At 42.6% G+C, this 13,775-nt stretch carries 11 protein-coding genes; 4 read left to right on the forward strand and 7 right to left on the reverse strand.

All coding sequences use genetic code 11. The annotated features are described in order from the left end of the window. Positions 1-40: 40 nt before the first annotated feature. The 5 genes from CYL31_RS20320 to CYL31_RS20340 are packed head-to-tail and all read right to left on the reverse strand — an operon-like array spanning position 41 to position 4,533. Positions 41-745 (reverse strand): SPOR domain-containing protein, encoded by a 705-nt coding sequence (locus CYL31_RS20320; protein WP_212916918.1) that lies wholly within the window; start codon positions 743-745, stop codon positions 41-43. Beyond that, complete coding sequence (locus CYL31_RS20325; RefSeq protein ID WP_249411640.1) at positions 742-1,491, reverse strand: type III pantothenate kinase; 750 nt, start codon at positions 1,489-1,491, stop codon at positions 742-744. The genes CYL31_RS20320 and CYL31_RS20325 overlap by 4 nt, the downstream gene beginning before the upstream one ends. Further along, positions 1,460-2,413 (reverse strand): biotin--[acetyl-CoA-carboxylase] ligase, encoded by a 954-nt coding sequence (locus CYL31_RS20330; protein ID WP_212916919.1) that lies wholly within the window; start codon positions 2,411-2,413, stop codon positions 1,460-1,462. The genes CYL31_RS20325 and CYL31_RS20330 overlap by 32 nt, the downstream gene beginning before the upstream one ends. Before the next feature lie 23 nt (positions 2,414-2,436). Further along, on the reverse strand, positions 2,437-3,324 hold the full coding sequence (locus CYL31_RS20335) for a phytanoyl-CoA dioxygenase family protein (protein ID WP_249411641.1): 888 nt from the start codon (positions 3,322-3,324) through the stop codon (positions 2,437-2,439). A 12-nt stretch (positions 3,325-3,336) separates the two neighbouring features. Beyond that, complete coding sequence (locus CYL31_RS20340) at positions 3,337-4,533, reverse strand: alpha/beta hydrolase (RefSeq protein WP_212916920.1); 1,197 nt, start codon at positions 4,531-4,533, stop codon at positions 3,337-3,339. Positions 4,534-4,628: 95 nt separating this feature from the next. Between CYL31_RS20340 and CYL31_RS20345 the strand changes: the two genes are divergently transcribed. Together CYL31_RS20345 and CYL31_RS20350 are read left to right on the forward strand one after the other, a co-directional pair. Beyond that, positions 4,629-5,063: a GNAT family N-acetyltransferase gene (locus CYL31_RS20345; RefSeq protein WP_212916921.1), complete on the forward strand. Its 435-nt coding sequence runs from the start codon at positions 4,629-4,631 to the stop codon at positions 5,061-5,063. Between the two features lie 139 nt (positions 5,064-5,202). Continuing rightward, positions 5,203-6,546 carry a GH1 family beta-glucosidase gene (locus CYL31_RS20350; protein WP_212916922.1) on the forward strand — a complete coding sequence of 448 codons (1,344 nt, stop codon included), beginning with the start codon at positions 5,203-5,205 and terminating at the stop codon, positions 6,544-6,546. A 94-nt stretch (positions 6,547-6,640) separates the two neighbouring features. Here CYL31_RS20350 and CYL31_RS20355 read toward each other — a convergent pair whose 3' ends face one another. Beyond that, positions 6,641-8,359 carry an OpgD/OpgG family glucan biosynthesis protein gene (locus CYL31_RS20355; RefSeq protein ID WP_212916923.1) on the reverse strand — a complete coding sequence of 573 codons (1,719 nt, stop codon included), beginning with the start codon at positions 8,357-8,359 and terminating at the stop codon, positions 6,641-6,643. Between the two features lie 431 nt (positions 8,360-8,790). Here CYL31_RS20355 and CYL31_RS20360 point away from each other — a divergent pair, with 431 nt between their 5' ends. Both CYL31_RS20360 and CYL31_RS20365 read left to right on the forward strand, forming a co-directional pair. Then, positions 8,791-10,983 carry a GGDEF and EAL domain-containing protein gene (locus CYL31_RS20360; protein ID WP_212916924.1) on the forward strand — a complete coding sequence of 731 codons (2,193 nt, stop codon included), beginning with the start codon at positions 8,791-8,793 and terminating at the stop codon, positions 10,981-10,983. A gap of 107 nt (positions 10,984-11,090) precedes the next feature. Further along, positions 11,091-12,326, forward strand: coding sequence for a uracil-xanthine permease family protein (locus tag CYL31_RS20365; RefSeq protein WP_212916925.1), 1,236 nt, complete (start codon positions 11,091-11,093; stop codon positions 12,324-12,326). Between the two features lie 76 nt (positions 12,327-12,402). Here CYL31_RS20365 and CYL31_RS20370 read toward each other — a convergent pair whose 3' ends face one another. Beyond that, a complete protein-coding gene (locus CYL31_RS20370; RefSeq protein ID WP_212916926.1) occupies positions 12,403-13,257 on the reverse strand; it encodes a CPBP family intramembrane glutamic endopeptidase in 855 nt (284 codons plus the stop codon). Between the last annotated feature and the right edge of the window lie 518 nt (positions 13,258-13,775).

Below are 13,775 nucleotides of genomic sequence, written 5' to 3' on the forward strand. Positions count from 1 at the left end.
GTGGGAGCCATTATATGAATCGTCTTGCCAATTGCAAGCACTAGCAAGGATTTTTTTCTACTTTTATCATCATCTTGGTTAGATCGAAGCGTGACATAAACCGCTCCCAGTCTTTTTCATCTACTGGCTGCGCAATATCAATCTGCTGAAGCGAGACATTTCGCATATGTTCATAAACATCAACAGCATAGCCAGATACATTTTGTATGCGTACTTTCGCTTGATCAGCTCGCTCTTTTGAGGAATACAGTCCTAAAGAAATACGGTTCTTCATTTCTGCGCGATTAATAACAAAGCTATCAATAGATTTAGAGGCAAGTTCTTTTACTATGCGTTCTGCAATGGCAGGGGTTTCTGGTGCCGCAATGTAGAGCCAAAACTTCGGCCGTTTACCTGAGATCTCTCGATCTTTATAAGCCCAGCCAAAACTCTTTAGCACTTTAGTAATTTGTTTTTTATCATCATCTCGCTCCGTTTCTAAGCGTGGGCAATATAATTCAGACGAATCACCAGCAGATTGCTCAATAACTTTACTAAGTGCCTCTTCAAGGCTCTCATTAGCCGCGACTCCAGAACGATAATCTTGCTCACTAACTGCTGGAGCTTCCGACAATAAATGAATCTTTTCACTGACGGGTGGGCCGTAAATCGATTCTTGATTTTTTTCCGGCTTATCTTGAACAAAACTATGCCAACTCAAGAAGGCAGCATTAAGTAACACTACAAAAAGAAACAGCCACTTCATTTATTGCCTCTTAACTCTTCATCGCCAACAAGCTTTGCACCCAAAGCCACAAGATTAGGCAGACTCTCTAGTGAAATACCCAATACATCTAATAACGCTTGCGCATCTCCGCCCGTCACAACCCACTTGAATTCTGGGTAACGATGATGAATACGCTCCAAAAAACCCAATGCCATCTCGTGACAACCTTCCGTTACGGCCCTTGCTGTTGAATTAGGCAAGCCGTCCCCTACGACAACCTCATCGGCAGCATAGCGAATGCGAGCTGTTTTTGAGAGCAAAGATTCCTCCATCATTACCAACCCAGGAGCTATATAGCCACCAAGATGAACGCCTTCTTTATTGACCACATCCACCTTAATTGCCGTACCGGCATCCACCACAACAACATCCCCCTTTACCATATGGTGGGCAGCAATCACCCCAAGCCACCGGTCAATTCCCAAACGCTCAGGTTCAATATAGGCATTGCTAACACCACAAGCAAACGCCTGACTCGTTAATGTGACCCATTCACTGTGTGGGAATTCAGCTTGAATATCCGCATGCAGCAACGCGCTCAACTCTTTAGAACGAACACTGGCAAAATAAATCACATCAGGCGCAAAACCAGTATCAGTAGGAAAACCTTCTCCTCTTTGCACCCATAATACTTGCTCACCTTCAAAGGCGGTAAACTTGATGCTGGTATTACCAGCATCAACAACTAAAAACCTAGCCGCGACGGACACTAATTTCTCCCCCATGAAGAGCCACCAGCTCACCATTTTCTTCTAGAAGCAAGGCGCCTTTTTGGTCAATACCTCGGGCGATCCCTTGACGTTGCTGAGAAACCGTACTGACAGTAACAGATTGATTAAACAAAACGTCATATGCCTGCCACTGATGCTGAAAGTGCTTCATGCCATTACCATCTTCAAACAACTGACAAATACCAATTAGCTCTTTGGTTAATTCACCCAAGATGACATTTCGGCTCGGACGAGATTTCAGGCGAGAAAGCAGATCAGTCCAAGGCTGATCTACGTTCGTCATAAAGGCATCATCCATTGCTACATTAAGCCCAATGCCGATGATCACATGACAAACATCCTGATCCGCCACCATCTCCAATAAAATACCGCAAATTTTCTGACCATCAACTTGTACGTCGTTGGGCCACTTCAAGCCAGGATTCGGAATGCCTGCTTTTTTTAACACCCTAGCTACAGCAACACCCACAGCCAAACTCAGACCCTCAACAACATTTGGGCCATTATCAAAGCGCCACGCAAACGAAAATGTCAGGTTTTTTGCGACACCTGATTCCCATTGACGGCCACGACGTCCCTTGCCTTGAGTCTGACGCTCAACAGAGATCAAAACAGGCAAAGGCTTACCTTGGGATATATACTGCTTAGCATCGCCGTTAGTTGACTCCGTCTCAAACGCTAATTTAATCGCCACGTCATTTGGCACCCCATTTTCGCGTAACAAATCTTCTGACAACAGCTCGACCGGAACTGGTAAACGATAGCCACGGCCTTTTACTGAATGAACGGTCACACCAATAGATTCTAGCTTTTTAAGCTTTTTCCAAACCGCTGCACGGGTAACGCCTAATGCGGCTCCCAATTCTTCGCCAGAGTGAAATTCGTTATCACTAAGCAGGGCCAAAACAGCTTGCATCAACACACTCCAATTTCAATTTTTCACTTCGCATGAAACGGCACAAAAGAAGAACCCTTCTTCGCTTGAAGCCAATTTAATTCAGGATATTCACAAGTATTATCAACGGCATGGATAGCATAAGCATGGCGAGATTTTCCCGATCTATTAGCATAACTAAGATGCGGAAACTCACCATTCAAAATAACCAAAGAACCTTTAGGCACAGGCATTGCCACCAGCTCATCTTGATGCCACTCATGTTCTTTTAGTATCACCATTTTGGTTTCTATCGTATCAGCACCAATACGCTCAAAACGTTTTAACAACCCCTGTTTGTGGCCTGTAGGCACACCCCAAAGACAGCCATTTTCAAGTGTCGCGTCCTCTATGGCAAACCACAGCCCTATCACGCTCATCGGAGTGGTATAAAGGAAAGTACTATCTTGATGACAGTTCACCTCACCTCCGATTCCTGGCTGCTTAAAAATATACATGGATTGCGCTGCACGCGGATCAATCATCCCCAATTTGTGTAACAACTCCCCCCAAACTGAAGATAATGAAAAAGCCTTGAACACCGGATCTTGAAAATGAAGGCTGTGCCCTACTTTGTTAATGGATAACTCAAGTGGTTGCTTAAGAACACCGACTTCATCAAAAGCCTCTTCCTCAAAAAAGAAAGACACTTTGTTAGCCGACTCCATAAAGTAATTATCGGTATGGCGAGATTGCTCATTGGTAGTAAAAATGGAGCGCACTGAATCAGGCTCGAAGGAAGCCATGAGTTCTGACATACGAGTTTTTAATGCATCACATAGCGCTTTAGGAACAATCGATTCTAAAACCAAATACCCATCATTATGATACTGATCTATTTGCGATTGGGTTATGCCAACCGACGAAAGACCAAGGCCCATTTTCTCTGCCATAAGCTATCCTCTTTATCTATTGCTGTTAGCGTTTGCCTTGATAAAAAAAGCGACTTCTTGCATTAACGAATTGAAGTTCGGATTCCAAGATATTCGTGCCGCATGAGGGCTGTTTTTCGTTAATGCATCAGAACCCTCACCAAACCAATTGTTTTTATCCGTTCGACAAGCTTGATACAAAGGCTCATCCTCCTGATACCAGCCGCAAATACGATACTCCCCCATAGCACCGTAATAGGTATTATCAGGGCTGCCATGTACCGCCATATGTGAAAGCCCTAATATTTTAGCTTCTGGCAAATTCGTATTGTAAACCTTAATGCGATCTGTGTTGGCGCTCATTTGATCTTTACTATAAAGCACCATCTGGCTCTTCGATCCGATCATTCCTATGTTAAAAACCTTTTCTGACACAGATGAGTCTACTGTTTGATCATCTTCTGACAAAGCGATGAACACGGGTAATTTTTTTGGATTATCAATAATCAAGTTGCGCACTTCTTTAGATAACTTGTACACCTCAGCAATAGCTGGAAGCGGAATCGAAGCGTATTTAGCGAAGTCGTCACTTGGGTAATTGTCCAGCCAATCTTTCACCATTGCCAACCAAGGCGAAAGCCAATCAATGCTGCTGTTCACCTTGAACACAGGGGAGAACAAAATAGCACCAGCGACACTGTCTGTGTGCTGCCATGCATATTCCGCAGCCAGCGCACCGCCAGTAGAAAAACCGCCAACGTACATTACATCCACGTCTTTACTGAATTCATCCGCGGCGTTTCGAAATGTGGCTCGCCAATCATCACGAGAGACGTCAAGAAGGTCTTCTGATTTTGTACCGTGGCCGGGCAATAATACTACGCGCACTTGATAACAAGCCGCTTGAAGCGCAAGAGCTGGATCTCGCATCGAAAAAGGAGAATCTGACAAACCATGCGACAACAACACGCCAATGTGCTCTCGTCCAGCACAGTTTTCGGCATTCGGTAATAGCTCAAAAGGCAGAACGGCGGCAAGCTCTCTCGGCTTGTCCTCAGTATTAATCCACACCTTACGCTCACCTACATATTGTTCTGCACGTGCGACATAATGAGCAAAGGACTCTTCTGGCTCGTAAACAAATCCCGTTTGTTCTTCCGCTGCCAGCCCTATTACAGAACCAGACAATGCCAAAACACAAAAGCACCAAAATACTATTTTTTGCCGCACAATAACCTCCATTATAAGCAATTCAATTGACCTGACATTCTTAGAGTAGCCGATTATGCTATTCTCAAACATCCAATCACCACACATATTCAACTATGAAAACACCCGATCTTATCGCTGAACAAGTTCCTTCACTTTGGTTTCCTCTGGTGAAGAAATTTTATCAAGAGCATTATCCAAGCGGTAAACCAAACAAAGCGGATCCTATTTGGGTAATAAGAGATAAAGGCAAAATTCTTTGCGCAGTAAGACTCAAACAAATTATCGACTCTCAACTACTTACAGGCATGGTGACAGAGCCAGCCCATCGAAATCTTGGCCTCGGCAGCCAGCTAATAAGTAGTATTCACTATCCGTTAAGTGAAAAGCCTACTTATTGCTTCGCATTCACTCACCTTGTGCCTTTTTATAACGCAAATCATTTTACGACCATCTCAGCAGAAATATTACCAAAAGAACTAGAAAGTCGCTTCCGAGCCTATACAGCACAAGGCCGAGATCTTACGCCAATGCGCTATAACCGCTGCTAAAAAGACCTTAAAATGCACTTAAATCTTCTTAAGTTACTAAAACCACATTCCCATTGTTGACGCTTTTCAGTGTCCTCCAGTACCTTTGAGTGCAATACATTCCTTCGCGAAGACAACAAATAGAAAGACTGGGGACAACATGTCAATCACCTTACCATCAAATTCGAAAATGCTTACCTCCGATTTTACCTTTGGCGTGGCAACCGCCTCCTTCCAAATCGAAGGCGCAACAACCGCTGATAATCGTCTTCCTTCTATTTGGGATACCTTCTGCGCAACACCCGGAAAAGTAAAAGGCGCAGATAACGGTGAAGTGGCGTGTGATCATTATCATCTATGGGAGCAAGATATCCAGCTGATTAAAGATCTTGGTGTAGACGCGTACCGACTATCCATTGCTTGGCCCAGAGTGATGAACGAAAAAGGCGAAGCAAACCAAGCGGGACTAGATTTTTATCGCAACTTGCTTAAAAAACTCAAAGCAGAAGGTCTCACTGTATTTGCGACACTTTATCACTGGGATCTACCGCAGCACTTAGAAGATAAAGGCGGCTGGCTTAATCGAGAAACAGCCTATCAGTTCAAAAGCTACGTTGATTTAGTTACCAAAAAATTAGCGGAATGGGTTGATAGCTGGTCGACCTTTAACGAACCTTTTTGCGCAGCAATATTAGGTTATGAGTTGGGTATACATGCGCCGGGGTTAAGCAAACCAGAATTTGGTCGACAAGCTGCCCATCATATTTTGCTCGCCCATGGTTTAGCGCTTCCTGTTATTCGTAAAAACGCACCAAAATCTCAGGTTGGCATAGTACTAAATATGAACCGCTCCTACGCCGCCAGCGAAAAAGCCGAAGATCAATTCGCGTGCTTGATGCGAGAAACTCTAGATAACCAATTTTTCATCGAACCGCTAATGAAAGGGCAATATCCGCAGTTACTCAAAACCGTCGCTCCGCAATATTTGCCAACAGTTTTACCTGGTGACATGGACATCATTTCTCAACCGATTGATTTCTTAGGCATGAACTTCTACACCTGTAATCACAATGCCTACGACGCTGATGACATGTTCAAAAATGTAAAAAACAGCCAAGCTGTTGAGTACACAGACATTGGTTGGGAAATTGCCCCTCACGCCTTCACTGAGCTATTAGTCAATCTTCACAAACAATATACCTTGCCACCTATTTATATTACCGAAAATGGCGCAGCATGTGCGGATAAGATCATCGATGGCGAAATAAACGATGATCAACGAGTACGTTATTTAGATAGTCATATAAACGCTGTGCATCAAGCCATTGAAAGTGGTGTTGATATTCGCGGTTATTTCGCTTGGAGTTTAATGGATAACTTTGAATGGGCAGAAGGTTACAGCAAGCGCTTTGGTCTAACTTACGTCAATTACCAAACCCAAGAAAGAACCATCAAACGCAGTGGATATGCATATCGCGACTTTCTAAATAGCCGTAATAGTTAAGAATCTTAGGGCTCTTTGTTGAGCAACAAAAAAACGCCCGATGCGAAACATCGAGCGTTTTTATTTGCTAAACAAGTAACTTGTGCTTAGAGCGTTACTTCAAATGGCCTGCATTATGGAGCTCTCTATCTTTCTCCGCTGGCGGGGTCCATTGGTACTGCCAAGTTTCAGTAAGCGGCTGGCCATTGGCTTCCAAGTGAACGGTTAAGTTAATTGGTTTAGGCTCTCCTTTTGGCGGTACTAAATCAAACATCGCACGATAACCATCGATTGAATGCAGTGGTCGAGCTGATTCGATTTCCACTCTACCTTCAGAAGACGTAATCACCGCTTTCACTTTGGTGTCATTACCTAACATAGACAAAGAACCACCCGCAAAGTCAACCACAAAGCGTTTGCTGTAATATTGACGCTTCTTACCAATCACTCCGCCAATACCAGTGAAGGTATCAACAACGCGAGCTCGGTTAGATTGCACAGGAGGATGACTACCCCAGTACATGTTGTAGCTATATAGAAGCTCTTGACCCGCTTCAACCGGAGCATCTGGATTCCAAAACGCTACGATGTTATCGAAAGTTTCATCTAGAGTCGGAATTTCTACCAATTGCACAGAACCCTTACCCCAGTTACCTAGTGGTTCAATCCATAAACTTGGACGCTTCTCATAGAAAACACCGTCATCTTGATAGTGATCGAAGTTACGGTCACGCTGTAGTAAGCCAAAGCCTTTTGGATTCTCATCACTGTAAGCATTAAACTGTAAGTTTTCAGGGTTAGCTAGTGGACGCCAAATCCATTCGCCGTTACCTGTTTGCATCGCAAGACCATCAGAATCATGAATCTCAGCACGCCAGTCATAATTTGTTCTACGATCATTTTCGCCGACCATAAACATACTGGTCATTGGCGCGACGCCTAAACGCTCAACCGATTTACGCGGATAAATAGCGGAATCTACTCGCATTTTGAACGGTTCGCCCGGTGTCATATCAAAACGATAAGCACCTGTCACACTAGGAGAATCCATTAACGCGTAAACAGTAACAACATCGGAACCTGGTTTTGGTTTCTCTAACCAAAAGTCGGTAAAAGTTGGAAACTCTTCAGGATGAGGCATTGCGGTATCAATCGCCAAGCCTCGAGCGGAAAGACCATATTGCATTTCACTGCCAACGGCACGGAAATAACTCGCACCCAAAAAGGCAACAACATCACGCTGCCAGTCTGTGGCAAACTGCATTCTAAAACCTGCAAAGCCTAGATCCTTGGGAAGCTTATCACCATCTACTTTAGATTTACCGTAGGTAAACTCAGATGGCATGTACGGAATAGGCGTGGATTTACCATTTTCAAGTTCATTCATGTGAATGGGAGTATCAAATCCTAAACCAAGATGAAAAAGTCCGGTGCGGAACTCCGATTTTTGATCGTGCCATAACGCAGCGTCTTTATTGAACTGAATTTCTTGGTAGTCATCCCAGTCCAAGCCTTTTAAGCTCTCTGGCATTTCACCTTGATGGCTTTCATAAGGCTTAGTCGACAATTGACGTGCATATCCTTTCAACCAAGCATAGTTGAACTCTTCACCTTTTTTAGGTTGAGCAATAGAGGCTTGTGAGGATGGTGAAGACTCAGGCTGAGATTGCGCAGCACAAGCGGTAAGACTAAACAACACACCGACAGCCACTAAAGACCGACTAGCCAAGCGTTGCAAATTACTAGACACATTTGTTTTTCGGGATTTTCGCAAAACCTGCGGCCCGACCAAGTTTGAATCCTTCATGGATTCTGAAAAACAATGAGGAAGCATAGAACATGACCCTATCAGCTAAAAAGTTACTATCTATACTAGCGAATTATGATCTGATCGAGTGTTCAGATTGAGTAAATATTTAATATATTTATATGGGAAATTTAGTATGTTGGTTTACATTTTGTTCTAAATTCAATTTATCCAAAGCATAACCCCAATTCGAGACAGCAAATATATCTTTTAGTTGCAGAAAAAAGATCATTCACTAAATTATTCCCCCCCCCCTTCTGCTCTCACAAAAACCACCTAATAGTAAGAACAAAGTAAGTTTGTTACATAACAATACAGAGTAGCATCATATGCTATACAGCTGAAAAAACTAATTGGGATTAAAATAGTCAACGTGAAATACAAAATTGTGTCGCGTATATAGACTGCAGACTCTATTTTTCATTTGAACATAGATAAAAAGATTAAGGTGAAGAATAATGACATATCCTTGGGTAACAATATTAGGCTACTTTCTAGCTTTGTGTTTTTTACTCATGCTTATAAATGTCTACATCAAATTGAAAGCAGACAACCGCAAACTTATTCAAAGCGTCAGACGTTCTGAAAGCGATAAACACCAATTAACATCGTCACTAGACAGCATTTTTGATCCCATTTGGATAAAAGACAAAAACCAAAAGTATGTTTATTGTAACCCCTCATTTGAACAACTCGTTGGTTTATCAAAAGTAGATATAATCGGCTATAAAGATGAAGAAATTCAATCTCAGCACCCTCAATTAACTCAAGACTTCCTCCCCACCATTACATCAAATACAGAAACAGGAACGGCTGAAGAATACATTTGCTTACCCAGTGGCAGTATCGATTATTTTCAAGTCAATACAACCAATACACACAATAAAAAGGGCCAATTCTCAGTTGGCCATGCATATCGAACAACGCCATTTAAAGAACGAGAAAGCGAACTTGTTGAAGCTGAAATTCGTGTAAACGAAGCGTTAAAGTTAACTAAAGTGGGCATTTGGGAATGGGATGTCACCAAAGATATTTGGTTTGCTACTCCATCCTACTTTACTATGCTGGGCTATGCTCCCGTCGAAGGTATGGCAGATAGAAAAGCTGAATTGGAAAAAATACACCCAGAAGATCGTCAGCGAGTTCTGAGTACCATTCAAAGCATTTTAAGTAGTAAGAAAGAATCAAACTATTATAAGTATCAGGCACGAATAAAACATATTGACGGCAGCTATCGTTGGATTGGTGTACGCTGCATCGTGACTGAGTTTGACCAAGAGGACAAGCCTGCTCGCATGCTTGGTGTCCGTATTGACATTGATGAAATTCAAAAGGCACATGATCAGGTCGAGTGGTTAGCACATCACGATTCATTAACAAAACTTCCGAACAGAGTAGCGCTTCATAAAACGTTTCATCAGATTATTAAACCCGATATCAAACTGGCCTTACTATTTATCGACCTAGACCACTTCAAAAACGTCAACGATACATTAGGTCATACCATTGGCGACCAACTCCTACTAACCCTTGCAGACAGGATGCGCTCTTTAGTTGGTAAAATTGGCTACGTAGCACGACAAGGTGGTGACGAATTTATTATTCTCTTACCTGCAGAAAATGAAGCTTGCTTGATAGAAAAAACCAGCGAAATAAAGGACGCTTTATCAGCACGTTATAACATAGATCAGCATCAGTTTTTTATTACTCCTTCCATAGGTGTGAGTTTATATCCACGAAATGGCAAAGACTTTGACACTTTATATCAACAAGCAGATACCGCCATGTATCACGCTAAACATGCAGGTAGAAATAGATACGCCTTCTTCACAGAAGAAATGCAAGCTACCTCGACACGAGCTCTAATTTTAAGTAATGCACTACATGACGCCTTAGAGCGAGAAGAGTTTTCTTTACACTATCAACCGCAAGTTTCACTCATCACAGGAAGAGTCATTGGAGCTGAAGCACTCATACGCTGGCATAGCAAAGAATTGGGGGCGGTTAGCCCAGGAGAGTTTATTCCTCTTGCGGAAGAGAACGGACAAATTTTAGCCATAGGTGAGTGGGTTCTACGAGAATCAGCACGTCAACTCAAACAATGGTTAGAAGAAGGAATTACCCCAGTTAGAATTGCAGTAAATCTCTCATATGCTCAATTTCAAGCAGACGACCTTCCTGCCACTGTGGCTGGAATACTCTATGAATATGAAGTCCCAACAGAATACCTAGAACTAGAACTCACCGAGCGCATTGCCACAAAAGATCCTGAACATACGATAACAATATTAGAATCCTTTCAAAAACTCGGCATACACACCTCTATTGATGATTTTGGTACTGGCTATTCTTCTTTGAGCTATCTACAAAGATTTCCCGTTTATAAACTGAAAATAGACCAGTCTTTTGTCCGCAATATGACCACCAATGCGAATGATCAAGTGATTGTAGGTACGATTATTCTACTCGCGCAACAACTAGGCATGACCACAATAGCCGAAGGAGTGGAAACAAAAGCACAACTAGAAATGCTCAATAATATTGGTTGTGATGATATTCAGGGCTACTACATCAGCCGCCCCCTTCCAGCAGAAGAGTTCAAAACAGGCTATTTGGAGAAAAAACAGAGACTCAATATCGCTGACGACTAATTACCTCAAACTAACGGAATATCCCCAACAAAGCTCGCACCTGTCTGGCACTTATACCGACTTGCCTATAAAATCCCTGCATTCAAAACCACCCAAGGATTTTACCTATGAAAAATGCCGTCTTAGGCATTCAAATGCTGTTTGTTGCATTTGGCGCTTTAGTGCTTGTCCCACTATTAACTGGATTAGACCCCAACGTTGCGCTTTTTGGCGCTGGCGTCGGAACGCTTTTATTCCAATTAACAACTCGCAGAACAGTCCCTATTTTCCTCGCCTCCTCATTTGCGTTCATTGCCCCAATTATGTACGGCGTTCAAACATGGGGTATCCCAGCGACTATGGGAGGCTTAATAGCAGCAGGTTTTGTCTATGTCATTCTTGGTGGAGTAATTCGCCTTAAAGGCGCAGGCTTCATTCACACCCTATTACCACCAGTTGTTATTGGCCCAATCATTATGGTAATTGGTCTTGGGCTAGCACCCGTAGCAGTCAACATGGCGCTAGGCAAAGCTGGAGACTCTCAAGTTATTGATGCCAATATCGCTATTTGGATTGCTCTTGCTTCATTACTAACAACCATTTTAATTAGCGTGTTCGCAAAGGGTCTTTTCAAATTACTGCCTGTCTTTGGTGGTATTGTCGTTGGCTATGTTTTAAGTTTATTCTTCGGAATAGTCAATTTTGATCCTATCTACAATGCAGCATGGTTTGCTATGCCAAACTTTAGCGCGCCTGAATTTAACATTAATGCGATCTTGTTCATGCTGCCTGTTGCTATTGCACCAGCAGTTGAACACGTAGGCGACATACTATCTATCTCCAACGTCACTGGAAAAGACTACCTCAAAAAACCAGGTCTACATCGCACTATTGCTGGCGACGGTATCGCAACGATGGCTGCGGCTATGGTTGGCGCACCACCAAATACGACTTACAGTGAAGTAACTGGCGCAGTGATGCTTACCAAGGCATTCAATCCTGTCATCATGACGTGGGCCGCTATTGCAGCCATTGTTCTTGCTTGGGTTGGTAAATTAGGAGCTGCTCTGCAAACTATCCCGCTACCAGTAATGGGCGGCATTATGATTCTATTGTTTGGTTCTATTGCCGCTGTAGGACTAAATACTTTGATTAAGAATCAAGTCGACCTTCATAAGTCTCGCAACTTAATCATCGTTGGGGTGACTCTAGTGTTTGGTATAGGTGGTATGGCCTTTGGTATTGGTGAGTTCAGCCTTCAAGGCATCAGCTTATGCGGCATCGTCGCGATCACGCTGAATTTAATTTTACCGAAAGACATCGGTGATAATCACATCGTCGACAAAGCACAAATGGAAGAGTAATTCTAGGCAAAAGAAACAACTAAAACGGCCCTAAACGGGCCGTTTTTTATACCCTAACTCTTGTAGAAAATATCTCTTAAGCAATCATCGGATAAGTGAATAAAAAGAAATGCGTAATATTTAGAGCAAAATGGCACAAGATCGACCATTCAATTCTCTTAGTACGATGGAAAAGGTAGCCATATCCTAACCCTGCTACACCGGCAACGAAAACATACTCAACACCACCCGCAATATGAGCTAGACCAAAAATTAACGCTGAAAATATGGGTGCAATTAATAAAGAAAATCTTCCCTCCAACCAATTTGACAACTCTCGCTGCAGAAAACCTCGAAAAAAAGCCTCCTCGGCAACACAAGTAAACAATAAATTTATAGCAAGAAAGCTCAACCAAAAACTAGGTACCTTAAAATCAAGTTGAATCAATCCTAACAGTAAAGCCAAGCCCAAAGCGAAAAAGAGAGTAAATATGACAAGCACTAGCGTCTCTTTAGGTTTCTGCTGATTATAAAAATAATCGACTCGCGCTTGTCCGCTAAAAAAATAACCTAATAGAAATAAACCAGCCAACCCTTTATCAAAATTCGCATACAGACTAAAGGGGATCGCATCTGCGCTTACTGTTTGCTCTACAACAACAGCAGAATTATAAAAGCCAGGCAATAAATGCATAGCAAGAGCCAGAGAAACAGCGCCAAACAGGCAAACAGTTACTCTGCGTAGCCAAATCTGCTGCAATGTTAGCGAGCCAAATAAAATACCTGAATATACCAATACAATAAGAACACCCTGAATATCGACAACCTTGTCTAAATAGCCAGAAATAACTGCTGTAAAGCAAGCAAGACACCACAAAGGAATCTGTATTATTGGAGTTTTACATGGGAAAAACGCCAGTAAAATAGATAAGCCAAGAAGATAAAAAGCCACAAAAACCCCTTTGTAGACAACATATGCAGAATCACCGAATAATATATTTGGATCTGGTTAGTATACAGCGATTGCTTGAACTTATTAGGATTGAGACCCTTTTTCGAGACGAAAAAAAGCCCTGACAGCGTTAGCTATCAGGGCCTTCTTAATATAAAGCTTGACGACGATATATTATCACATGCTTGTCTTTGATAAAGAGCCCCACACGTGGGAGAGGTTCTTGGATAGACGCATTTCCTTGAGACGAAAAAAAGCCCTGACAGCGTTAGCTATCAGGGCCTTCTTAATATAAAGCTTGACGACGATATATTATCACATGCTTGTCTTTGATAAAGAGCCCCACACGTGGGAGAGGTTCTTGGATGACGTGATTGCTTGAGACGAAAAAAAGCCCTGACAGCGTTAGCTATCAGGGCCTTCTTAATATAAAGCTTGACGACGACCTACTCTCACATGGGATCTCCCACACTACCATCGGCGATGGCGCTTTTCACTTCTGAGTTCGGGATGGGATC

Source organism: Marinomonas sp. A3A (assembly GCF_018336955.1).
GTDB lineage: Bacteria > Pseudomonadota > Gammaproteobacteria > Pseudomonadales > Marinomonadaceae > Marinomonas > Marinomonas lutimaris.